22 protein-coding genes are annotated in these 21,826 nt (G+C 69.0%); 8 read left to right on the top strand and 14 right to left on the bottom strand.

What is annotated here, in order from left to right; genetic code table 11:
- Positions 1–336: 336 nt before the first annotated feature.
- The 4 genes from lnt to TY25_RS25415 form a co-directional block, all read right to left on the bottom strand.
- Positions 337–2,334, bottom strand: coding sequence for an apolipoprotein N-acyltransferase (gene lnt, locus TY25_RS44215; RefSeq protein WP_226887476.1), 1,998 nt, complete (start codon positions 2,332–2,334; stop codon positions 337–339).
- A 384-nt stretch (positions 2,335–2,718) separates the two neighbouring features.
- On the bottom strand, positions 2,719–4,350 hold the full coding sequence (locus TY25_RS25425) for an amidohydrolase (RefSeq protein ID WP_042259936.1): 1,632 nt from the start codon (positions 4,348–4,350) through the stop codon (positions 2,719–2,721).
- Between the two features lie 81 nt (positions 4,351–4,431).
- The gene (locus tag TY25_RS25420) at positions 4,432–4,683 is read right to left on the bottom strand and encodes a ribbon-helix-helix protein, CopG family (RefSeq protein ID WP_014986100.1); all 252 of its coding nucleotides are present in this window, start codon (positions 4,681–4,683) and stop codon (positions 4,432–4,434) included.
- A gap of 99 nt (positions 4,684–4,782) precedes the next feature.
- Positions 4,783–5,265: an FxsA family protein gene (locus TY25_RS25415; RefSeq protein WP_014986101.1), complete on the bottom strand. Its 483-nt coding sequence runs from the start codon at positions 5,263–5,265 to the stop codon at positions 4,783–4,785.
- Positions 5,266–5,435: 170 nt separating this feature from the next.
- On the opposite strand from TY25_RS25415, the gene TY25_RS25410 reads away from it, so the two are divergent.
- A complete protein-coding gene (locus TY25_RS25410) occupies positions 5,436–6,092 on the top strand; it encodes a maleylpyruvate isomerase family mycothiol-dependent enzyme (RefSeq protein WP_042259935.1) in 657 nt (218 codons plus the stop codon).
- 15 nt (positions 6,093–6,107) lie between these two features.
- Here TY25_RS25410 and TY25_RS25405 read toward each other — a convergent pair whose 3' ends face one another.
- Both TY25_RS25405 and TY25_RS25400 read right to left on the bottom strand, forming a co-directional pair.
- Positions 6,108–6,767, bottom strand: a complete 660-nt coding sequence (locus tag TY25_RS25405) for a response regulator (protein ID WP_014986103.1) — start codon at positions 6,765–6,767, stop codon at positions 6,108–6,110.
- Between the two features lie 43 nt (positions 6,768–6,810).
- Positions 6,811–7,983, bottom strand: a complete 1,173-nt coding sequence (locus TY25_RS25400; RefSeq protein WP_042259934.1) for a sensor histidine kinase — start codon at positions 7,981–7,983, stop codon at positions 6,811–6,813.
- Positions 7,984–8,090: 107 nt separating this feature from the next.
- Here TY25_RS25400 and TY25_RS25395 point away from each other — a divergent pair, with 107 nt between their 5' ends.
- A complete protein-coding gene (locus TY25_RS25395) occupies positions 8,091–8,858 on the top strand; it encodes a TSUP family transporter (protein ID WP_042259932.1) in 768 nt (255 codons plus the stop codon).
- Here the strand turns inward: TY25_RS25395 and TY25_RS25390 are convergent, their stop codons facing one another.
- Positions 8,859–9,503, bottom strand: a complete 645-nt coding sequence (locus TY25_RS25390) for a TetR/AcrR family transcriptional regulator (protein ID WP_226887289.1) — start codon at positions 9,501–9,503, stop codon at positions 8,859–8,861.
- Between the two features lie 642 nt (positions 9,504–10,145).
- On the opposite strand from TY25_RS25390, the gene TY25_RS25385 reads away from it, so the two are divergent.
- A complete protein-coding gene (locus tag TY25_RS25385; protein ID WP_042259931.1) occupies positions 10,146–11,675 on the top strand; it encodes a TldD/PmbA family protein in 1,530 nt (509 codons plus the stop codon).
- 11 nt (positions 11,676–11,686) lie between these two features.
- Positions 11,687–13,063, top strand: a complete 1,377-nt coding sequence (locus TY25_RS25380; protein ID WP_042260013.1) for a metallopeptidase TldD-related protein — start codon at positions 11,687–11,689, stop codon at positions 13,061–13,063.
- Positions 13,064–13,297: 234 nt separating this feature from the next.
- Here the strand turns inward: TY25_RS25380 and TY25_RS25375 are convergent, their stop codons facing one another.
- Together TY25_RS25375 and TY25_RS25370 are read right to left on the bottom strand one after the other, a co-directional pair.
- Positions 13,298–13,678 (bottom strand): PPOX class F420-dependent oxidoreductase, encoded by a 381-nt coding sequence (locus tag TY25_RS25375; RefSeq protein ID WP_042259929.1) that lies wholly within the window; start codon positions 13,676–13,678, stop codon positions 13,298–13,300.
- Between the two features lie 25 nt (positions 13,679–13,703).
- Positions 13,704–14,252, bottom strand: coding sequence for a PadR family transcriptional regulator (locus TY25_RS25370; RefSeq protein WP_042259927.1), 549 nt, complete (start codon positions 14,250–14,252; stop codon positions 13,704–13,706).
- Between the two features lie 110 nt (positions 14,253–14,362).
- On the opposite strand from TY25_RS25370, the gene TY25_RS25365 reads away from it, so the two are divergent.
- Positions 14,363–15,082: a DUF8817 family protein gene (locus TY25_RS25365; protein WP_042259925.1), complete on the top strand. Its 720-nt coding sequence runs from the start codon at positions 14,363–14,365 to the stop codon at positions 15,080–15,082.
- 273 nt (positions 15,083–15,355) lie between these two features.
- Here TY25_RS25365 and map read toward each other — a convergent pair whose 3' ends face one another.
- Positions 15,356–16,120, bottom strand: coding sequence for a type I methionyl aminopeptidase (map, locus tag TY25_RS25360; RefSeq protein ID WP_042259923.1), 765 nt, complete (start codon positions 16,118–16,120; stop codon positions 15,356–15,358).
- 101 nt (positions 16,121–16,221) lie between these two features.
- Here map and TY25_RS25355 point away from each other — a divergent pair, with 101 nt between their 5' ends.
- Positions 16,222–16,485, top strand: a complete 264-nt coding sequence (locus TY25_RS25355; protein WP_029897649.1) for a helix-turn-helix transcriptional regulator — start codon at positions 16,222–16,224, stop codon at positions 16,483–16,485.
- Between the two features lie 163 nt (positions 16,486–16,648).
- On the opposite strand, the gene TY25_RS25350 is transcribed toward TY25_RS25355, so the two are convergent.
- Complete coding sequence (locus tag TY25_RS25350) at positions 16,649–17,029, bottom strand: PPOX class F420-dependent oxidoreductase (RefSeq protein ID WP_042259920.1); 381 nt, start codon at positions 17,027–17,029, stop codon at positions 16,649–16,651.
- A gap of 113 nt (positions 17,030–17,142) precedes the next feature.
- Positions 17,143–18,306 carry an epoxide hydrolase family protein gene (locus TY25_RS25345; RefSeq protein WP_088606753.1) on the bottom strand — a complete coding sequence of 388 codons (1,164 nt, stop codon included), beginning with the start codon at positions 18,304–18,306 and terminating at the stop codon, positions 17,143–17,145.
- Between the two features lie 149 nt (positions 18,307–18,455).
- On the opposite strand from TY25_RS25345, the gene TY25_RS25340 reads away from it, so the two are divergent.
- Complete coding sequence (locus TY25_RS25340; protein ID WP_042259915.1) at positions 18,456–18,644, top strand: hypothetical protein; 189 nt, start codon at positions 18,456–18,458, stop codon at positions 18,642–18,644.
- Positions 18,645–18,935: 291 nt separating this feature from the next.
- A complete protein-coding gene (locus TY25_RS25335) occupies positions 18,936–19,466 on the top strand; it encodes a TetR/AcrR family transcriptional regulator (protein WP_081869102.1) in 531 nt (176 codons plus the stop codon).
- A 423-nt stretch (positions 19,467–19,889) separates the two neighbouring features.
- On the opposite strand, the gene TY25_RS25330 is transcribed toward TY25_RS25335, so the two are convergent.
- Entirely contained in the window at positions 19,890–20,687 is a 798-nt protein-coding gene (locus TY25_RS25330; protein WP_042259913.1) for an enoyl-CoA hydratase/isomerase family protein, read from the bottom strand.
- Entirely contained in the window at positions 20,684–21,700 is a 1,017-nt protein-coding gene (locus tag TY25_RS25325) for a TIGR03617 family F420-dependent LLM class oxidoreductase (protein ID WP_042259911.1), read from the bottom strand. Before TY25_RS25325 ends, TY25_RS25330 begins: the two co-directional genes overlap by 4 nt.
- Positions 21,701–21,826 lie beyond the last annotated feature (126 nt).

Raw genomic sequence — 21,826 nt, 5'->3', positions numbered from 1 at the left:
ACGCAACTTCCAGAACACAGACCACAGCAAGGCGCGCGAGGCCGACCGTGAAAAGTGATCCACGCCCTATGATTCGGAGCGTCTGATCGGCCGGATTGCCAGCGTGGCGGATTTGTTTCACATCGCAGGCTAGTCAGCGCCGTTGATCTTGCATAGCAAACATTTGGCTAACACGACAATTCGCCCAGTTCGCCTCGCCAAAAGCCCAGGAAAAACCCGCCCTGACAAGCTAATACAACATCAACAATGCGTATGTGCGAATAACTCGCTACATCACGGTTCGGCTACAGCAATCACAGAAAATACCGGAGGTCCGGTTAGCCCCCGCAACGACTTTCAGTCGCGCACTGTGACCTGCGGCACGTTTTTCCCGGGCACATGCGCGCGCCGGGCGCGACGTTGACGGATCAACACAGCCAGGACGGCGGCGGCCGTCAGCGCGACGAACACCCGTTCCGGCAGCGGCCCAACAAAAGTAGCGAAGGTGTTGCTGCTGCGCAGCGGTAGCTGGGCGACCAGCGCGGCGGGCACGAATTGCGGACTCTCTTGCTGCACAGTGCCATCCGCCGCGATGATCGCGCTGACGCCGGAGGTCGCCGCGACCACCAGCGCCCTGCCGTGTTCGACCGCCCGGACCCGCGACATGGCCAGCTGCTGATAGGTCATCTCGCTGTCGCCGAACGTCGCGTTGTTCGTGGGCACGGTCAGCAGCTGCGCGCCCGCGCGCATCGCGTCCTCGAACGCGCGATCGAAGGCGACCTCGTAACAGGTCGCCACGCCGATGTCGACACCGGCCGCACGGACCACACCGTCGCCGTGGCCCGGCACGAAATATCCGGCGCGATCGGCATATTCGGAGAACAGCCGGAAGAACGAACGCATCGGCAGGTACTCGCCGAAGGGCTGGATGATCTTCTTGTCGTGGCGCTCCCCCGGGCCCGCGGCGCCGTTCCACACGATCACCGAGTTGGTCGTGGTCCGATCGCCGTTCACCAGCACCGCGCCCACCAGGATCGGCGCGCCGATCCGCTCGGACGCCCGGGTGATCAGGGCCGCCGCGTCGGCGTTGCGCAGCGGGTCGATATCGGACGAATTCTCCGGCCAGATCACCACATCCGGCTTTTTCGCCGCCCCCGCCGCGACCGCCTGCGCCAGCTCCTCGGTGCGGCGCACGTGATTGTCCAGCACCGCCCGCCGCTGCGCATTGAAGTCCAACCCGAGCCGCGGCACACTCCCCTGAATCGCCGCCACCGTGATCACCCGATCCCCCTGATCCGGCGCAGGCAGAGTCGCCCCGAGCAGCAGCCCCGCCAACGGCAGAACCGCGAGAGTTGCCGCAGCGGCGGCACATCCGAGCCACGCGGCCCGGCGGGATCCGGCGATCGGCTGCGGCGCCCGGCCCGCCGGCGGCTCGTCGGCAGCGTGCACCGCGGCGTCTGCTCGGTCCGCCGCAACGGCGCCCGCCGACAGCTCGGCACCACCACCCGCGGAATCGCGGTCGGCCGCAGCAACACTCGCATCGGCAACGGCCGCACTCCCGCCAGCAGCAGCCACACTCGCACCGGCAACGGCTTCGCTCCCACTGACTCTGGGCGTAATCCCGCCGCCCGCGACCACACTCGCGTCAGCAACGGCTTCGCTGCCACCGACTCCGGCTGTGCGAGCACTCGCACCGGTGGCGGCCGCACCGCTACGGTCTGCCGTGATTCCCTTGCCGTCTCCGGCCGTGTTCTCGCCGAACGTGACCTCGTCGGCGCGGGGCTCAGCAGCAGGCCGTGCATCGGCATAGATCACGCGCAACTGGAGGACCAGAGCGGCTGCGCCCGCGCCGGTCAGCGCCACCGCGAAGCTGACGAAGGGGGCGCCGCCGAGCGACGCGAGGGGTAGGTACCAGCCGTCGGCTTGCCCGAAGGCCAAACGGCCCCAGGGGAATCCGCCGAAGGGGAAACTGGAACGCGCCCACTCGGCGCTCGCCCACGCCAGCGCCACCCACAGCGGCCAGCCCGGGAGTCGTCCCACCGTTCGTGCCAGCAAGCCGAACAGGCCGATATACACAGCGCACACCGTGGACAGCGCCAACCACGGCACCGGACCGACGTAGATGCCGGTCCACGGCAGCAGCGGCACGAAAAACGCCAGACCGGCCAGGAATCCGTACCCGAACCCGGCCCGGAGTCGCCCGCTGCCGCGCACCACCAGCGTGAGCAGCGCGAGACCGAGCGGCGCGAGGAACCACCACGGTCGCGGCGGAAAACTCCCGAAGATCAACAGCCCAGCGCAGATCGAGCCCACCGCCCGCGACAACACCGGAAACCGCCTCAGCACACCCAACATCGGCTCACGCACCCCGCGTAACCTTCCCGCGCACGACGGCGCACTCTCGCTGATCCCCCACCGAACGCCCGCCGCATGAATCGTTGCGTTGCGCCGCACGGTGCGCGGGCACCCCGGCAACACCGCGCCCGGCGGCAGCTGGCAATCCGGACACGCGCTCGAGGACCGCCACCGAGCCCACGCCGCGAAAGCCGTTGCGCCGCGCCGCACAGTCCGCAATCACTTTCCCGACGCCGAACCCGCTCGCCGCAGGCATTCCGGACACACGCTGCATGACCGCCGCCGACCGCACGCCGCACACATCGCTTCTCCGCAATCCACACACCTCGGAAGTACCGACCCCGGCTGCGGCGGGCAAGCCGGACACGCGTTCGATGACCGACCTCACGCGGTGTAGATCGTTTCGCCGCGATGCACGGTGCGCAGGCACTGCGGTAGCGCTGAACCTGGTTGCAGGGGTGGCAGTCCGGGCACGCGGGAGCGCGGGTCGGTGGACCAGCGCTGTACCGAGTCGGCCGCTGCGGCGACGACCAGATCGTCGGCGTCCCAGACCGCGTAGGAGGCGGGCGCGCCGGGTACCAGGGTGCCTGCGATTCCGTCCCTGACTCCGCCCGCGCGCCACGCGCCCCTGGTCGCGGCGGCGAACGCGGCGCGCGGAGAGAGTCCGTGGCCGGGGGTGCGGTGGTGGGCGGCGGCGCGCACGGCCGACCAGGGATCGAGCGGAGTGACCGGCGCGTCCGAACCGACAGCCAGTGCGATCCCGGCCGCGGCCATGGCGGCGAACGGGTTCAGCGCGGCGGCCCGGGTGGCGCCGAGTCGCGCCGCGTACATGCCGTCCGCGCCGCCCCACGCCGCGTCGAATCCCGGTTGCACGCTGGCGAGCACACCCCACGCGGCGAGCTTGCCGATCTGCGCGGCATCCAGCAGCTCGGCGTGCTCCACCCGGTGCCCGAGCGCCGCAACCGCCGGACCGCCGAATTCGCCTACGACACGGTCGAATCCGGCCACGACCGCGTCCATGGCGGCGTCGCCGATCACGTGGAAGCCCGCTTGGATGCCCGCCTCCGTGCAGGCGCGAATATGCGCGGCGATGGCCTCGGCGTCGAGATAGGACCGGCCGGTGCCGGGCTGGTCGGCGTAGTCCTCGCGCAGCCAGGCGGTGTGCGAACCGAACGAGCCGTCGACGAACAGATCGCCGCCGAGCGCGTGCACGCCGAGTTCGGCCACCAGTGCGCGCGCCTGTTCGGCACTGCGCACCGCCTCGCCCCAGTACGCCCGCACCTCGACGCCGTGCCGGAATTCGAGCAGTTCGCGCACGTCGGTGCGACCGGAGATCTCCGGCCCCGCGCATTCGTGCACCGCGACGATGCCGTGCGCGGCCGCGTGGTCCAGCGCCGCCGCCCGCGCCCGATCCCGTTGCGCGCGATCGAGTTCCGCGAGCACCGTGGTCCGCACCAGGTGGTGCGCCGCCGCCCGGACCGGCTCGCCGCGGGTGAACCCGTCGGCCGCGCGCACCTGCGGCAGCGCGTCCAGCAGCGCGGACGACACCACCGCCGAGTGCGCGTCGACCCGGGACAGGTAGACGTGGCGGGCCCCGGCGGCCTTGTCGATCTCCTCGACCGTGGGCGGCCTGCCCTCCGGCCAGGTGGTCTCGTCCCAGCCGTCACCGAGGATCGCACCCTCGGGCCGCGCCGCGGCGAAATCGCGCAGCAAGGTCAGGCAGTGCTCCAGCGAACGGGCGACGGACAGGTCGAGTCCGGTGAGTTTCAGTCCCAGCGCGGTGACGTGCACGTGCGGGTCCACGAACGCCGGCGCGACGAACGCGCCGTCCAGATCGATGATCTCGGCGTCCGGATGCAGTGCTCGCCCGGGCTGTTCCGCGCCGAGCCACACCACGGTGCCGTCGGCCACCGCCATCGCCGTCGCGTCCGGAGAACTGGAGCTGTAGATACGACCGCCGATGAGCAACTGGGTATTCACGACTGCACCTCGCTGACGCTCGGTTCCGTCGTGCATACGCACGCTGTGTCACTGGTTCGCTCGCTACGCTCACTCACGAGAACCCAGTCTGCCGTATGCCCGATTCGGGCTTTCGGGTCAGCCGTTCAGTACGGGCTGCCGCACGTCCTCGGCGTGGGCCAGTACCGTCATCACGTCGGCGAAGCGCGGCGGCGCGTCGCCGGGACCGTACGGCGAACCCGGCGGGCAACCCGCCTCGACGGCGATCAGTTCCAGCCGCAACGCGGCGGCCGCAAACCCGGAAATCGATTGTCCCGCAGCCGCCGCCGCGCGTTTCACCGCGGCGGCCAGCTCTTCGCTCACCGTGATGGTGAGTTGCTCGGTGGCCATCGCGTCACCGTAGCCGCTTTTCAGCGGGATCCCTAGCGCGCTGGCGTGTCTTTACTACTCGTTGGTAATGGCGCTACCACCCTTTGACAATTCGGATGGTCAGGGGTTGGTGATGGCGCGGCGCGCGTTGCCCTGTCCGTCGTCGTAGTACTGGTGCACGACAGTGCCGTCGATGACTTCGCCACCGTCGATCACCACGCCCCGATACGGCATCGCGGCCTGAAACTTGGCGACCCGGCGCGCGGCGAACGCGGCGGCCATCGGCCGCACCAGGAATCGGGTCGGCGGCAGCAGCAGGAACAGGCCGATCAGCGAAGTCACGAGGCCGGGCACGAACATCAGGAACCCGCCCGCCGCGACCAGCGCGCCGTCGGCGACCGCGGTACCCGGCGCGATCTCGCCGCGGCCGACGCGGCGGAACTGCTCGAACACCCGCCGTCCCTGCGAGCCGACCAGCAGCATGCCCGCCGCCGATCCGGCGATGAGCAGCAGAATGGCCGGTATCACGCCGAGCCATTGGCCGACGGCGACCAGGGCGGCGATCTCGGTGATCACATAGAGCACGAATACCAGGGCGGGCATGGCGTTCCTTTCGGACGATCTACCCGATCCAACGTCCAGGCCCGCAATTTTTCTCCCGAATCCGCCTGAGAGTCCCATGAGACCCGCGCCGCCGATGAGTTCACGGCGTTCAGGCCGTCCGTAGCAGTGGAACAACGGAACGGCGGGCAACGCCGGACGAAGGAGGACGGGTGGCGAACGAACTGTCGCGGGCCGAGATCTGGGCGATGACGCATGCCGAGCGCGCGGCGCTGGCCGAGGATCTGGCCGAATTGGACCAGACGCAATGGGCGAGCCCGTCACTGTGCGGGGAGTGGACGGTCGAGGAGGTGCTCGCCCACCTGACCGCGGCGGCTAGTGTCGGCCGGATCCGCTGGGTGCTCAGCGCACTGCGTGCCCGGTTCGATTTCGCGCTGCACAACGATCGGCTGCTGGCCGCGCATCGGGGCGCGACACCCGCCGAAACGCTGGACCGGTTCCGAGCGGTCGGCACCAGCACCACCGCCACCTTCGGCAATACCGCGGCCTGGCTCGGCGAGGTGGTCGTGCACGCGCAGGACATCCGGCGTCCGCTCGGATTGCCGCGCGAGCCCGCGGTGGCGGCCGCGACCGCGGTGGCCCAGTTCTACGCGAGCCGGGATTTCACGGTGTCCGGCCACAGCGCGATCGCGGGGCTGCGCGTGACGGCGACCGACGGCCCGTTCGAGATCGGCACCGGTCCCGAGGTGCACGGGACGACCATCGCACTGGTCATGGCGATGGCAGGCCGGATCGCCTACTGCGATGATCTGACCGGGCCCGGACTGCCGACGCTGCGTAGCCGTTTGTCGGTCGCCCAGCCGGGGTGAACCGGGCGACGGGGATCAACCGCCCGGACGGACCAGACCGGTCTCGTAGGCGAGCACCACCGCTTGCACGCGGTCGCGCAGGCCGAGTTTGGTGAGCACGCGGCCGACGTGCGTCTTCACGGTGGCCTCGGAGAGATACAGCTGTTCGGCGATCTCGGCGTTGGACCGGCCCGCCGCGATCTGTTCGAGCACCTCGCGCTCGCGGGCGGTGAGCACCTCGAGCACGCCCGGGTCGCGCATCCGCGCGGGGTCCTCGGCGATGAGCCGATCCAGCAGGCGCTTGGTCACCTTCGGCGAGACGACCGCGTCACCGGCGGCGACGCTGCGGATCGCGGAGATCAGGTCCTCCGGTGGGGTGTCCTTGAGCAGGAAGCCGCTCGCGCCCGCGCGCAATGCGCCCAGCGCGTGCTCGTCGAGATCGAAGGTGGTCATCACGAGCACCCGGCAGCCGTGCCCCGCCTCGACGATCCGCGCGGTCGCGGTGACGCCGTCGACCACCGGCATCCGCACGTCCATCAGCACCACATCGGGTACCAGCTCGGCGGCCCGGCTCACCGCGGCCGCTCCGTTGGCCGCCTCCCCGATCACCTCGATGTCGGGGTGCGCGCCGAGGACCATCTTCAACCCCATGCGCATGAGTTCCTGGTCGTCGACAACGAGAACGGTGATCGGCACGCACCTAATCTAACGTGCGCGGGCCCGCCGACGGCCTGCCAACCTATTCCGGCAAGCCGGGCGCGAGCGGGATCGTGGCCTGCACCCGCCACGCCCCGTCCGCGGCGCGACCGGTCTCCAGCGTGCCGCCGAGCACGGCGATGCGTTCGCGCATTCCGACCAAACCCATTCCGCCGCCTTTGATCCGGACCGCGGGTTCGTCCAACGGGACGCCGCCGGTGTCGGAGATGTCGATCGTCACGTCGGCGTCGCGGCGGCGCACCCGCACCCACGCCTTGGGATGCGGCCCGGCGTGGCGCAGTGTGTTCGTCAGCGACTCCTGCACGATGCGATGCACGCCGAGGCTGACCTCGGGCGCGACATCGTCGAGCTCCCCGGTCAATTCGAGTTCCACGGCGAGGCCGGCGCCGCGCATCATGTCCACCACCCGGGCGAGTCCGGCGGTGCCGTGCTGGGGCAGCTGGTCGGGCGCGTGTTCGGTCCGCAGCAGCGCGACGGTCCGGCGCAGTTCGCGCAGCGCCTCGCGACCGGTCCCCGCGATGGTGGTGAGCGCCTGCTCGGCGGCGTCGGGGTCGCGCCGCAGCGCGTACTTCGCGCCGTCGGCCTGCACGATGATCACGCTCACCGCGTGCGCGACCACGTCGTGCAGTTCGCGGGCGATGCGGGTGCGTTCGGCCGACACCGCGTCGTGCGCGCGACGTTCCTTGTCGTAGTCCGCGACCGCGAGCCGGGCCGCGACCTCGGTGTCATAGGCGTGCCGCGCGCCGATGAACTCCGCGAGCGTCCAGCACAACGCGAAGAACATGACGGTGAAGACGGCCTCGCCGCCCGCGGGCTTGTCCAGCGCCAGATTCGAGAGCACCGAATCGAGCACCACGCCGAGCCCGAACCACAGACCCTCCCGCCTGCCCACGTAGGCGACGAGCGTGTACAGCATGATCCCGAGACTGAACAGCGTGATGTGATCGGCATCGTCGCCGACCACATAGGCGACCGCCGTCGCGACCAGCGACGACACCAGCGCGATCGCCGCCATCGCCCGCGGATACACCCGGCGCAACACGATCGGCAGCGGCAGAAATACCCCGACCGCGAGAAAGGCGACCTTGTGCGTGGAGTTCCCGACGCTGAGGATCTCGAGCAGTAAAAGGACAGCCGCCAGTATCGAATCCGAGACGATGGGCTTCCCGCGAAGCCACAGGCTGAACCGGCGCACCCGTCCACCCTAGGTCGGGGCGGCCTCCCCGGGGCGCACCCGCGCGCCGAGTGCGACGAACTGGACTGCTGACTGGCCCGCATCCGACCACCTGGTTGGCTTGCCCCGTGCAGATCGGTGATTGGGCGGTGTTGATAACCGCGGCGACGGCCGCGGGCTGGGTGGACGCGGTGGTCGGCGGCGGCGGGCTCATCATTCTGCCGACGTTGTTTCTCGTCGCACCGACCATCGCGCCGCAGACCGCGCTCGGCACGAACAAGCTCGCCGCCGTCGCGGGCACCGCGGCGTCGGTGCTGACCTTCGCCAGAAAAGTGCCGATGCAGTGGCGGGTGCTCGTGCCCGCGGCGGGAATCGCGGCGGTGACCGCCGGAACCGGTGCTGCCGCAGTCTCATTGATCGACCGGGACCTGTTCATTCCGATCGTCATGGTGGTGCTGGTCGGCGTCGCGGTGTTCGTCACGCTGCGCCCCTCGATCGGGGTCACGCTCGCCACGCACGCGCCCACCCGGCGCAAAGTGATCCTCACCATCGCGCTCGCCGCGGGACTCGTCGGCTTCTACGACGGCCTGCTCGGCCCCGGCACCGGCACCTTCCTCATCATCACGTTCGCGACACTGCTCGGCACCGAGTTCGTGCGGGCCGCCGCGATGGCGAAGGTGATCAACTGCGGATCCAATGTGGGCGCGCTGATCTTCTTCGGGCTCACCGGCCACATCTTGTTCCTGCTCGGCGCGGCCATGGCGGTCGGCAACGTGGCGGGCGCGATCGTCGGCTCGCACATGGCGTTGCGCAACGGCGCGAAATTCGTCCGCGTCGTGCTGCTCGTGGTGGTGGTCGCGATGGTGATCCGCTTGGGCTGGCAGCAGTTCGGCTGATCAGCCGATCGGCTCGACCTGCGAGGCGAGCCAGGGCTTCAGCACCCGCGAGGTGGTCTCGTGGATCTGGCGGTGCAGTCGCTCGCCGTCGTCCGCGCCGTTGATCGGCTGCTGGAACAGCACGGTGAGCGCGCCGGACACCGCGCCGACGACCGCGCCGACCAGCGCGGCGGCCCCCACCTCGTCCAGTTCGGCGGGGAACGCGGCATGCAACTGACGCGCGATCTCGCGCTGCGCCACCAACTGTGCGTGCGCGGCCCGGCCGCTCACCGACGGCACGGTGCGCGACACCTGCGCGCGCAATGCGGCGATCCGGGCGCTGAGATCGTCGACGAGATGTTCGCCGGGATTGTCACCGGCCGCGCGTAACGCCCGGAGTAACACCTCGACCGGACGCTCCCCCGGCCGGCGGCTGCCGATCGCGGCCACCGCGGCCCGTACCCGCTCGTCGGTCTCCGGGAAGAGCAGTTCTTCCTTGCTGGCGAAGTAGTTGAAGAAGGTGCGCGTGCCCACCTCGGCCGCCGCCGCGATATCGGCCACCGTCGTCTCGTCGTAGCCTCTGGACTCGAAAAGGTCTACGGCTGCCTCGAGCAGCGCACGGCGGGTACGTTCGCGTTTGCGGTCACGGAGGGCGGATGGCGGCACGCGGGCACAGTACGGCATTTCGTGAGACAGGCGTGGTATGCGCGGGTTTCGCGCGTGCCGTTCCGACTCCCCCACCTTTGACATTGCGCCCCTGCACCTTTGACCCCGCCCACCCGGGTCGGAGCTGGACGAGTGATCACGAGGAACCGGTGGCGGCGGGCTCTCGGCCGATGCCGCCACCAGTTCCTCGTGATCAATTGACCAGTGGGGGCTTACGTTCGGGGGCTGCGTGAGCGGCCGTCGGTGCGTCTGGTGCGGGGACGCGATTGATTCGCCGCGATCCGCAGGCGTCGGCCCGTGGCGCGTCCATGGCCAGGAGCGGTGGTCGGCTCCGCGCTGTGCCGACTCGAGCGAAACCACGCGTTGCGATGGCAGCGCGGGCACGAACGCGGCGGGCAGCGTGGGGTTGGGGCGCTGCTGGTATGGATCTTGGGCGTCGCAGGTGACACGGCCGGGGGTGGGCGTTCGACTGCGCGGGAGCCGGTCGTGCTGTGCTGGTGGGGGTTTCGGAGGGGTGCGGGGTGCGGGGTGCGGGGTGCGGGGTGCGGGGTGCGGGGTGCGGGGGTGCATGTTTGCAGGGGGTGCAGGTTTGCGCGGGGTGGCGCGGGGTGTGGTGGGGCGGGAGGGACTAGGTTGGGCTGGGTGAGCATCGCGACTTCCAAGGATGTGGACGCAGAGTTTCTCGAGCTGCCGCTGACCGCGCTCGCCGACGCCGCGTTGGGTGCGGCGCGCGCCGCGGGCGCCGAGCATGCCGACCTGCGCGTGCACCGGCTGGTGACGCAGACGATCCGGTTGCGCGACGGGCGCGTCGAGGCGATCACCGACAACATCGAACTCGGTTTCGCGGTCCGCGTGATCGTCGACGGCACGTGGGGTTTCGCCTCGCATGCCGCGCTGACCCCCGCGACCGCCGCCGAGGTGGCGCGCACCGCGGTAACGGTCGCGACGACGCTGCGCGCATTGAACCGCGAACGGGTCGAACTCGCGGACGAACCGATCTACGACGACGTGCACTGGGTCTCCGCCTACGACGTGGACCCGTTCACCGTGCCGACCACCGAGAAGGTCGCACTGCTGCAGGACTATTCGGAACGCCTGTCCGGCGCCGACGGCGTCGACCACGTCACGGCCTACGTGTTGCAGGTGAAAGAGCAGACCTTCTACACCGACACCGCGGGCTCGAAGATCACCCAGCAGCGCGTCCGGCTGCATCCGCAGTTCGAGGCGACCACGGTCGATTCGGCGGCGGGCGTGTTCGAGACCATGCGCACGCTGGCACCGCCGGTGGGGCGCGGCTGGGAGTACGTCACCGGCGCCGACGGCACCTGGGACTGGTCGGACGAACTGGCCCGGATCCCGTCCTGGCTCGCCGAGAAGGTGCAGGCGCCGACCGTCACCCCCGGCCCGACCGATCTGGTGATCGACCCGACCAACCTGTGGCTGACCATCCACGAATCCATCGGCCACGCCACCGAGTACGACCGCGCCATCGGCTACGAATCCGCTTACGCCGGTACCTCGTTCGCCACCCCGGACAAGCTCGGCACGCTGCAATACGGCACCCCGATCATGCACGTCACCGGTGACCGCACCGAGCCGCACGGCCTGGCCAGCGTCGGCTACGACGACGAGGGCGTGGCCGGGCAGCGCTGGGATCTGGTGCGCGACGGCGTGCTCGTCGGCTACCAACTGGACCGCGTGTTCGCGCCGCGCCTGGGCCTGGACCGGTCCAACGGCTGCTCCTACGCGGATTCGGCGCATCACGTGCCGATCCAGCGCATGGCCAATGTCTCCTTGCAGCCCGATCCCGAAAACGACACCAGCACCGAGGAACTCATCTCCCGGGTGCGGGACGGCATCTACATCGTCGGCGACAAGTCGTGGTCGATCGACATGCAGCGCTACAACTTCCAGTTCACCGGTCAGCGGTTCTTCCGCATTCGCGACGGCAAGCTGGACGGCCAGCTCCGCGACGTCGCCTACCAGGCCACCACCACCGACTTCTGGGGCGCGATGGAAGCGGTCGGCGGACCGTCCACCTGGCGGCTCGGCGGCGCGTTCAACTGCGGCAAGGCCCAGCCCGGGCAGGTCGCCGCGGTCAGCCACGGCTGCCCGTCGGTGCTGGTGCGCGGCATCAACATTCTCAACACCCGGACGGAGGCGGGGCAGTGAGCCAGCAGACCATCATCGCCGCGGGCGAGGTCGTCGAGCGTGTGCTCGCCCTGTCCCGCGCCGACGAGGCCATGGTGATCGTCACCGACGCGCACGACGCATCGCTGCGCTGGGCCGGTAATTCGATGACCACCAACGGATCGTCGAATTACCGTGACTGGGCGGTGATTTCGATCTTCCGCGACGGCCCGCGCGCCGCACGGGTCGGCACCATCGGGTCGACCAGTGTCGACCCGGCGGAGATCGAAGCGGTGGTGCGCCGCAGCGAGGAGGCGGCCCGTGCCGCCGCACCCGCCGAAGACGCGATGCCGCTGCTGGATTCGGACCGACCGGCCGAGGACTGGGCCGATCCCGCGGGCAGCACCGGCATCGAGGTGTTCACCGACCTGGCGCGTGGCCTCTCGGCGGGTTTCGACCGCAGTGATCGGCTGTACGGATTCGCGCATCACACGGTGCACACCACCTGGTTAGGCACCTCAACGGGAGTGCGCCGCCGGTTCACCCAGCCGACGGGTTCGGTGGAGATCAACGGAAAGCGCGGTGCGGGAACGGATCTCGCCAGCGCCTGGGCCGGTGTCGGCACCGCGGACTTCACCGATGTCGACGTCCCCGCCCTGCTGGCCGAATTGTCGCGCCGCCTGGACTGGGCCGGACGCAAGGTCGAGCTGCCCGCGGGTCGCTACGAGACGTTGATGCCGCCGTCCACGGTCGCCGACATGATGATCTATCTGCACTGGCAGATGGAGGGGCGCGGCGCGCACGAGGGACATACTGCATTCTCGCGCGCCGGTGGTACGCGAATCGGTGAGCGGCTCAGCGATATTCCGCTGACGCTGTACTCCGACCCGAGCGCGGCCGGGCTGGAGTATCGGCCGTTCGTCGCCACTTCCGCATCGTCGCAAGCGATGTCGGTGTTCGACAACGGGTTGAGCGCCGAACGGGTCGACTGGATCCGGGACGGCGTCATCGAGTCGCTGATCTATCCGCGCGCCACCGCCGCCGAATTCGGTACCACCGCAACCGTTCCCGGCGGCAACCTGTTGCTCACCGGCGGTGCCGCGACGACCCTCGACGAGATGATCGCGCGCACCGAGCGCGGTCTGCTGCTCACCACCCTGTGGTACATCCGCGAGGTCGATCCGGCGAGCCTGCTGCTCACCGGCCTCACCCGGGACGGCGTCTACCTCGTGGAGAACGGCGAGGTCACCGCCGCGGTCAACAACTTCCGCTTCAACGAGAGTCCACTGGACCTGCTCCGCCGAGTCACCGAAGCAGGCACCACCGAAATCACCCTCCCTCGCGAGTGGAAGGACTGGTTCACCCGAACGGCCATGCCACCGTTGCGCATTCCCGATTTCCACATGTCCTCGGTGAGTCAGGCTACGTAAGGGCGCGCCCACGGCGGAAAGGCCCAGCGGTGGGCAAGCCGCCGGTCTGCCGACCACCGGACCGCACCGCACCGATCGGCAGATCACCGACAGCCGCACCCTTTTCGTCTCCTCGCACCCCCTGTGGCTGGCCACAGGGGGTGCGAGGAGACAGAACTGGTGCGCGAATGGCCAGGCTCGGCAGAACCGGGCTCGGCGGAACCAGGCTCAGCCCACCCGTGCGTCCAGGACCGTTCAGGGGAACGTGATCTCGATCCCGATGGTGCCCTTCTTTCCGCGACGCAGGTTGCTGCCGAGGATGGTGATCGGGCCCATCAACCAGTACTTGCGCATCAGGAGTTTGCGGACGCGCTCGGTGCCCGCTGGGTCGAGGAGGCGCCCGGTGCCTTTGACGATCTCACCGCGCGTTTTCCCCGCGACGTTGCACGGCTGCACCGTGACTTCCGGATTACGCCGGAGCCGCTTCACTTTCCAGCTGTCGGTCACCGTCCACACATAGAGTTTGTCCCCGTCGGCTACCGCCCACACCGCGGTGCCGACGGGCGTGCCGTCTTTGCGGTACGTGGTCAGCAGTACGTATTCGGCTTTGCCGACAGCACCCAGCGTGTTCGTCATGAAGGGCAGCGTAATCCGATCCGGTTCAATCGGGCATTCGGTACTCGCCCGCTTCGATCCTTTCCACCAGGCCGTCGGTCCACTGCGCCAGGTTCCCGAACACGCTGCTCCACAGTTCCAGCAGATCGGTCGAGTGCGGCTGTTCGTAGCGGGTGGGGAAATCCGGGATCATCGCGAGCAGGCCGGTGCGGACCTCCTCGCTGCGCCGGCGCTGTTCGCGCAGCTTCGCCAGCACGTGCGCCCGCGGCAGCGCGTCCATGAACGCGATGCCCGCGCCGAGTTCCTCCATGTCGATGCTGACCAGCGCCTCGTCCATCAGCTTGCGGAATTCCGCCTCGCCCGCCTCGGTCATCTGGAACAGCGTGCGACCCGGACCTTCACTGCTGCCCTCGGTGCCGAACGCGCTCAGCTTGCCTTCCTGCGTCAGCTGTTTCAGCGCGTGATAGATCGAGCCGGGTTTCACGTTCGTCCACGTTTCGGCGCGCCAGGACAGCAATTCGCGGCGCACGGCGTAGCCGTAGGTGGGCTGACGCAACCGCATCACCCCCAGCACCAACAGGCGCACGGCCGACATGGCGAACCTCCTTCAGATAGGAATTTCCCATAGTAGTCAAGTTTGACTTCCGCAGCGAAACGGCCCTAACCTGGGCTAGTCAAAATTGATTACCAAAGCTTGGAGGCCTGATGGGCGACGCGGCTGTGCCAGTGATGTGGGGCGGCAACTCCGCCGAGACGCTCGAGTTCTATCGGACCCTCGGATACGAGGTCACCGGGGAGCAACACACCCCGTATGTCTACTGCTCAGTGCAGCGCAACGACTACGAGCTGCATTTCTACCGCGACAAGAAGGACAAGCGGGAGGTCGGCGAGGCAGAGATGGGCTGCCTGGTCATGGTCGACGAGGTGGCCGAGCTACACGCGTCCTTCAGCACCGCGCTGCGCGAACGCTACGGACGGGTCCCCGCGCAGGGAGTGCCCCGGATCAGCCGCTTCCGCCCGGGCCAAACCCGGTTCACCACGGTCGATCCCGGCGGCAACAGCGTCACCTACCTGCAACGCGACGAACCCGATTTCGAGTACGGCGGCTCGCGCGAACTCCAAGGGCTGCAACGGATTCTGGACAACGCCCGGATCCTGCGCTTCTCCAAGGAAGACGACGAGGCGGCGCGCAAGACCCTCGAAGCCGGCCTGCGCCGATTCGGCGCGACCGCGCCGACCCTCGACAAGGCCCACGTCCTGGCCGAACTCACCGAATTGGCGGTGGCCATGGAAGATCCGGCCCGCGCCGACGAACTACGCAAGGAGATAGCAGCACTCGACCTCTCCGCCGACGAACGCGCCGAGGTCGCGACCCACCTGAAGATCGCCGACGACCTCGAGGATTGGCTCGGCACATCGGAGTAGTCACAGACAGGCGAGTGGCCCTGCGCCACTCGCCCTTCCGCAACCCAGGCCTCAGCCACTCACCTATCGCCACCCAGGAATGCGAGTGTCTCTGCGCCACTCGCCATTCCCAGCCCCGTCAGCGAGCAACCCGGCGCCGCGCACGATTCTCGCCCCCACGAGCAAGCGCCTCTGCACCACTCACCATTTCGCGGCCCAAGAGCACGAGTAGCTTTGCGGCGCTCGCCATTCCCGGCCCAGCGGGCGAGTAGCCCCGCACAGCCCTTCGCGAACTCAGGCTGCGGTGAGCACTTGCGGACCGGACTCGGTGATCGCGACGGTGTGTTCGGAGTGGGCGGTGCGCGAACCGTCGGCCGAGCGCAGCGTCCAGCCGTCGGGGTCGGTGACGATGCGGTCGGTGGTGCGGGCGAACCAGGGTTCGATGGCGATGACCAGGCCGGGCCGCAGCCGATAGCCGCGGCCCGCGCGCCCGTGATTGGCCACGTGCGGATCCTCGTGCATGGTGCGGCCGAGCCCGTGACCGCCGAATTCCGTGTTCACCGGATAGCCGTAGTCGCGCGCGACCGCGGAGATGGCGGCGGAGATGTCGCCGATGTGCTTGCCGGGTAGCGCGACCGCGATCGCCGCGGCGAGCGCGTCCTCGGTGGCGCGGATCAGCCGCAGATCCGCCTCGTCGGCGGTGCCGACCACGATCGTCGTCGCGGCGTCGGCCACCCAGCCGTCGATGCCGACCGCGAGGTCCATGGTCAGCACGTCCCCGTCACGCAACCGGTAGTCGAACGGAAGGCCGTGCAGCACAGCGTCGTTCACCGACAGGCAGACGGTGTTCCGGAACGGGCCGCGCCCGAACGAGGGCGCGTAGTCCCAGTAGCAGGATTGCGCGCCGCGCCGCCCGATCCGCTCACGCACGTGCTTCTCCAGCTCGAGCAGGTTCACCCCGACGTCGGCCAGCACGCGCAACTCCGCGAGCACCTCGGCGACGAACTGCCCGGTCACGCGCATCCGGGCGATCTCGTCCGGCGTCTTCAGCTCCACCATGAGCTTCCCTTTCGGTATTAAAATACCCAATATGAACGGTATTTTAATACCACACCATAGGGGACTTGCGGTATTTAAATACCAACACTAGCCTGTTTCCCATGGTCCGCCTCCCGTTGACTCCGGCTCAGATCGACGCAGGCCGCCGCCTCGGCGCCGCCCTGCGCGCCGCGCGCGCCGCGCGCGACCTCACCGAAGTCGCTCGGGCAGCAGGCATTTCACCGGAAACCCTGCGTAAGATCGAGACCGGCCGCCTCCCCTCCCCCGCCTTCGGCACCGTCGTCGCCTTGAGCATGGTCCTGGACCTGCCCCTGCAAGACCTCGCCGACACCTGGCGCGCAGCGGGCCTCGCCGAGTCGGCCTGAAATCGCAGCGGGCGCGCCCGGTTCGCGTCACGCGTCCAGGGGCGTGAGCAGCGAGGAACCCTGCCCGCATCGGTGGTGGGCTCAACCGAGTATCAGCAGTGAACAATGCGACCAGTCGGCAGCGGCGGGATGCCGAGGGGAGGGCACCGCCGCGACCCGGCGATCACCGGGTCGGCGCGATGGCGAGGCCGACGGAACCGTCCGCTCCGCGAAAGAGCTTGTGCAACTTGATGACCAGGGTGCCGACGAGACCGTACTCGCGGGCGACGAGGTCGCGGACCCGCTGGGTGCCGGCGGCGTCGAGGATCGTGGCGGTGCCGGCGAACACCTCGTCACCTTTCGGGCGTCCCCGCGCATCCGATACTTGCAGCGTCACCGCGGGATTGCGCCGAATACGCTTCACCTTCCAGGTTTTCGGGTTCGTCCACACCACGATGCGATCCCCGTCCGAAGCGACCCACACCGGGGTGCCGACGGGCGTTCCGTCCTTCTTGTAGGTGGTCAGTAGCGCGAACTTGCTCGCGCCCAGCTCATTCCAAGTCATAGGGGAAACCGTAGGTCGACGGGTACAGCCGGACATCCGCTCTGCGGCTCGCCCGCACGTACGCGCTGCGACGTACACCGGGCGGGGCGCACCCACACGCCCCGCCGATCGGTTCAGCCACGATACTTGCGAAAGAAGGCGCGGACATCCTCGAGGAACAGCTCCGGCTGCTCCAAGGCCGCGAAATGCCCGCCCGAGGTGTACTCGGTGAAATGCTCCAGGTAGCCGCCGGGGTTCATCACCCGACGCATCAACGGGCTGGTGTTGAAGATCGCCCACCCCTGCGGGACGCCCGACGGAGCCGCCCACGCCATGCCCGAATGTGCAGTCTCCCACAGAAATTGAGCAGCCGAAGCGCCGCTGCGGGTGAACCAGTAGATGCTGATGTTCGTCAGCAGCACGTCCCGGTCGACCCGTTCACCCGCAGGTTGCCCCGGATCGGTCCACGCCTGGAACTTCTCCGCGATCCACGCCAGCTGCGCGATCGGCGAATCGGTGAGCGCCGCCGCGATCGCGTTCGGCTGCGTGGATTGCAGCACCAGGTACCCCTTCTGTTCGGCCCAGCTCGCCCGCGCCTCCTCGATCGCCGCGAGATCGTCCGCGCTGAGGCCCTCCGGGATCGGCAACTGCTCACCGACCAGCCCGAGGGTGCCCTGATCACTGTTCACATGGGTCGCGATCAATCGTTCCGGATACACGGCGGCCAGCCTCGAGGTCACCCCCGCACCGACGTCGCCGCCCTGTGCCACGAACTTCTCGTACCCGAGCCGGGTCATCAGCTCGGCGAACGCGTCGGTCGTGCGGGCCAGCTCCCACCCGGTCGAGGCCAGCGGCGTGGAGAAGCCGAACCCCGGCAGCGACGGAATCACCACGTGGAACGCGTCCGCCGGGTCGCCGCCGTACGCCGCCGGATCGGTCAGCGGTCCGATCAGATCGACGAACTCCACCACCGATCCGGGATACCCGTGCGTGATCAACAGCGGCACCGCCCCTTCCACCGCCGATCGAACGTGGATGAAATGAATCGTCTGCCCGTCGATCTCCGTAGTGAACTGGTCATACGCATTCAGCTTCGCTTCCTGCGCCCGCCAATCGAATTCGTCGCGCCAGTACGCCGCCAACTCCGCGAGGTAGCTCGGCGCGATCCCCCGCCCCCAATCCCCCTCGGTCCCCGGCACCACCACCGGCACCCGCGCACTGCTCAACCGAGCCCGCAGATCCTCCAACTCGCCCTGCGAGATCTCGATACGGAAAGGATGAATCGCTGTGTTTGTCATGAGCACCACCCTCCACCCCATTGCGGAAGACTTGCTTCCGCAATACAACCCTTCTTCCAGATTCTCGCCCACGTACTGACGCGCTCCCGTCTGCGCCACAGCGCGTCGGGCCGGGCGGCGGACAGTTCGGGGACGGGGTCCTGCGTGAGGTGAACACGGATGACGTGCTCAGGAGGTCCTGCGGTTCCCGACTCGACTACTGCCCCGCGTCGAGCGGAACCGCGGTCGGATCGCCGCTCTACCTGAACTCGACCCTGCGCAGGCGATTCGCGGCGACCATCGCGTTGACGGTCAGCCGGCCGAGCGAAAGCGGGCAGTCCCTGCTGCTGGACAGTTGATCACCAGGTAATGGTGGTGTTGGGCTCTCGGGCGATGCCGCCACCATTACCTGGTGATCAGTTGACCAGCGTGCGGGGGCGGCGCCGATCTTTGCGGGGCTTTGTCGGTCGGCCGCGGCGGGTGGAGCGCCGTCGACCTGAACGTCGCCGTGGGTGCGACGTGACCATCCGTTGGGAAAGGCCGCCGCCTCGATGCGCCGGTGAAGCGCGGTGGCGGCCTATTATTCGGAGGTGACCTCGGATGCGCGGGCTCGGCCGGGGCGGCCTCGGGATGCTGAGAAGGATCTGGCTGTGTTAGGGGCGGCGCGGCGGCTGTTGGCGGAGGTGGGGTATCAGCAGACGACGGTGGTGGCGATTGCGCGGCGGGCGGGGGTGAGTGCGCCGGCGATTTATCGGCGCTGGCCCAGCCGCGAGGCGTTGCTCGAGGAGGCGGTGCATGGGCCGGGCGGGCATCCGCTGCCGGTGCCGACCGGTGACCTGCGTGCGGACCTCGGGGTTTGGGTGCGGATCTTTCTCGCCCGTGCGGCGAGTCCGGCGGCGCGCGCCGGAGTGCCCGGGCTGCTGGCGGATTCGCAGACCGAGGAGGCGCGCCGCAGGTTGCTGGCGATCGGCGCGCCGGTGCGCGCGGCCTTCGCCGAACTGCTCGAGCACGCGTTCACCCGCGGCGAGCTGACCCAGCGTGCGGACCCCGATGTCCTGTTCGAAATCCTTTCCGGTACCACGACTTTCCATGCCCTGGTGCGCGGCGGTGATGAACAGGACGGGTTCGCCGACGCCCTCGCCGAAGCGTTGTACGTCATTGCCGCACACCGCGAAACCTGACGGGCCGTCGAGTCCCCCGAAACCCGGCAGCCCACGAAACCACCGGCTGACGACGCCACCAGCCCGCTAGCAAACGAGCCACCAGACAAGCCGCCCAGCCAGCGAGCCCACCAGCTGTCCAGCCCACGAGCCCGACGAGCCCCCGAGCCGACAGAGCGAACGAGCCGACCGGCCAACGAACCGACCGGGCGACCCGGCAACCCTGCGACGAACCGACCCGGCAACGGGGCAACCCGGCAACGGGGCAACCCGGCGATGGGGCGACCCTGCAACGAGGCGACGGGGCAACGGGCGACCCGGCAACCCGGCAACGAACCGACCCGGCGACGGGGCGACCCGGCGACCCGGCAACCCGGCAACCCGGCAACCCGGCAACGAACCGACCCGGCGACGGGGCGACGAATATCGGCAGCAGACTGCCTACTATGACTCCCCCGCCGAAAACCGTCCAGCCCACCGCGGTTCCCGCCGCTCCAAGTACGCCCGCACCCCTTCGACGGCGTCGGGCGAGCCCATCACCCGGTGGTGCAGCTCGGTTTCCAGCTCCGCCACACGCTCTGGGTCGAACCCGTGCCGGGCGGTGTCCCACAGCAGTTTCTTGCACAGGGCCGCCGAGGTCGGGGAGACATTGGTGGCGATATCGCGTGCCATGGCGAGGGCAGCGGGCAGGACTTCGGCGGAGGGTAGGGTGCGGCTCGCGAGGCCGAGGCGGACCAGTTCGGGGCCGTCGAGTTTGCGGCCGGTCAGCAAGATTTCGGCGGCGACGGCGGCACCGGCGATCCGTGGAATCGTCCAGTGCGCCAGGGCATCCGGCACCAGACCGAAGCGGACCTGCGGCACGGCGTAGCTGGCGTCGGTGGCGGCGATGCGCATATCGGCCTGCATCGCGAGGGTGCAGCCGATGCCGATGGCGTGGCCGTTCATCGCCGCGATCACCGGCTTGCCGAGTTCGAACGCCGGCGGCACTACCGGCGACGCACTGAAACCCGGGTCGGCACTGGCGGCGAACGTGTCCGCGCCGCCGGACAGATCCGCGCCGGCGCAGAAGGCCGGCGGTGTGCCGGTGAGCACGACGACGCGCACCGCGTCATCGGCGTCGAGGGCACGGTAGTACTCCCCCAACGCGATTCCCATCTGTTTCGTGAACGCGTTGCGCCGCTCGGGTCGATGCAGCGTGAGTATCGCGACGCCGTCCTCGACCCGGGCCAGGACCTCGCTCACGCGGTACCGCCCTGTAAGGCCCGAACCAGTTCCGCGACATGCGAATCCGACACGGGATAGCCGGGAAAGTAGCAGCACACCCGCTCGGCGACTGCCCCGTACCGATCCAGGATCGACGCGGCGCAGTGCTCGGGCGTGCCGTGCACGGCGAGGGTGGTGAGCATCGTGTCGTCGATCAGGCTCGCCATGGTGGCCCGATCACCTTGCTTGGACAAGAGATTCAGCTCGGGCTGCAGGTCCGCCCACCCCTCGACCTCCAGCACGGGCCGATAGGCGGGCGTGGAACCGTAGAACGCCAGCAGTTCTCGCACGCCCGTCGCCGCGGCGGCCAGTTCCGCGTCGGTGCGGCCGACGCCGACGATGACCTGCGGGTAGATCCGCAGATCCGCGGGCGTCCGTCCGGCGCGCGCCAGGCCGTCCGCGACGGCGGGCAGTGTCCGTTCCCGAAAGTGCCTGGCGCTGTTGAATGGCATCACCAGCAGGCCGTCGGCGACCTCGGCCGCGGCCCGGGTCATCCGCGGGCCGAGCGCGCCGAGACAGACTTCGGGCGGACCGTACGGGTTCGGTCCGGGATCGAACATCGGCGGCATCAGCGTGTGCGTGCTGAACCGTCCGCGAAAGCGCAACGCCGAACGCCCTTCCCAGGCGTCGAAGATCGCCTTGATCGCGAGCACGGTCTCACGCATCCGCGCCACCGGCTCGGACCACTGTGCGCCGTAACGTTTCTCGATATGCGGACGCACCTGCGATCCGAGACCGAGGCGAAATCGCCCGCCGCTCAGGGTCTGCAGGTCGTAGGCGGTGTGCGCGAGATGCAAGGGGCTGCGCGGCAGCGCGATCGCGACATTGGACATCAGGTCGGCTCGCACGGTCGCGGCGGCCAGCGTCAGCGGCACGAAGATGTCGTTGGGACCTTCGAAGGTGAACAGACCGTCCGCCCCGAGCCTTACGAGTTCTCGCGCCCGGTCCACGACCTGCGTCGATCCCGCGTCCAACCTCAGATCGACCTTCATCGCATTCCCTCACTGCCGTGCGCTACGCACAATTACGTTAGAGCATGTTACGTAATTAAGCCCGTCCCGGACCTGACATCGGCGGCAAATGCGTTGCGCGGCACCCGCCGGGTGATCGACCATGCA

Origin of the sequence: Nocardia brasiliensis NBRC 14402, from assembly GCF_000308475.2 — a bacterium.
Lineage (GTDB): Bacteria > Actinomycetota > Actinomycetes > Mycobacteriales > Mycobacteriaceae > Nocardia > Nocardia brasiliensis.
The sequence above is the reverse complement of the archived record's forward strand: the minus strand, read 5'-3'. Positions and strand labels throughout refer to the sequence as shown.

What these genes read in the sequence shown, in the direction of transcription:
- TY25_RS25355 (WP_029897649.1), top strand. Translation starts at nt 16,222, where the DNA reads ATGGTCCGCCTCCCGTTGACTCCGGCTCAGATCGACGCAGGCCGCCGC.
- map (WP_042259923.1), bottom strand. Translation starts at nt 16,120, where the DNA reads ATGGTGGAGCTGAAGACGCCGGACGAGATCGCCCGGATGCGCGTGACC.
- TY25_RS25370 (WP_042259927.1), bottom strand. Translation starts at nt 14,252, where the DNA reads ATGTCGGCCGTGCGCCTGTTGGTGCTGGGGGTGATGCGGTTGCGTCAG.
- TY25_RS25375 (WP_042259929.1), bottom strand. Translation starts at nt 13,678, where the DNA reads ATGACGAACACGCTGGGTGCTGTCGGCAAAGCCGAATACGTACTGCTG.
- TY25_RS25365 (WP_042259925.1), top strand. Translation starts at nt 14,363, where the DNA reads ATGGGCGACGCGGCTGTGCCAGTGATGTGGGGCGGCAACTCCGCCGAG.
- TY25_RS25350 (WP_042259920.1), bottom strand. Translation starts at nt 17,029, where the DNA reads ATGACTTGGAATGAGCTGGGCGCGAGCAAGTTCGCGCTACTGACCACC.
- lnt (WP_226887476.1), bottom strand. Translation starts at nt 2,334, where the DNA reads ATGTTGGGTGTGCTGAGGCGGTTTCCGGTGTTGTCGCGGGCGGTGGGC.
- TY25_RS25325 (WP_042259911.1), bottom strand. Translation starts at nt 21,700, where the DNA reads ATGAAGGTCGATCTGAGGTTGGACGCGGGATCGACGCAGGTCGTGGAC.
- TY25_RS25420 (WP_014986100.1), bottom strand. Translation starts at nt 4,683, where the DNA reads ATGGCCACCGAGCAACTCACCATCACGGTGAGCGAAGAGCTGGCCGCC.
- TY25_RS25415 (WP_014986101.1), bottom strand. Translation starts at nt 5,265, where the DNA reads ATGCCCGCCCTGGTATTCGTGCTCTATGTGATCACCGAGATCGCCGCC.
- TY25_RS25425 (WP_042259936.1), bottom strand. Translation starts at nt 4,350, where the DNA reads ATGCACGACGGAACCGAGCGTCAGCGAGGTGCAGTCGTGAATACCCAG.
- TY25_RS25345 (WP_088606753.1), bottom strand. Translation starts at nt 18,306, where the DNA reads ATGACAAACACAGCGATTCATCCTTTCCGTATCGAGATCTCGCAGGGC.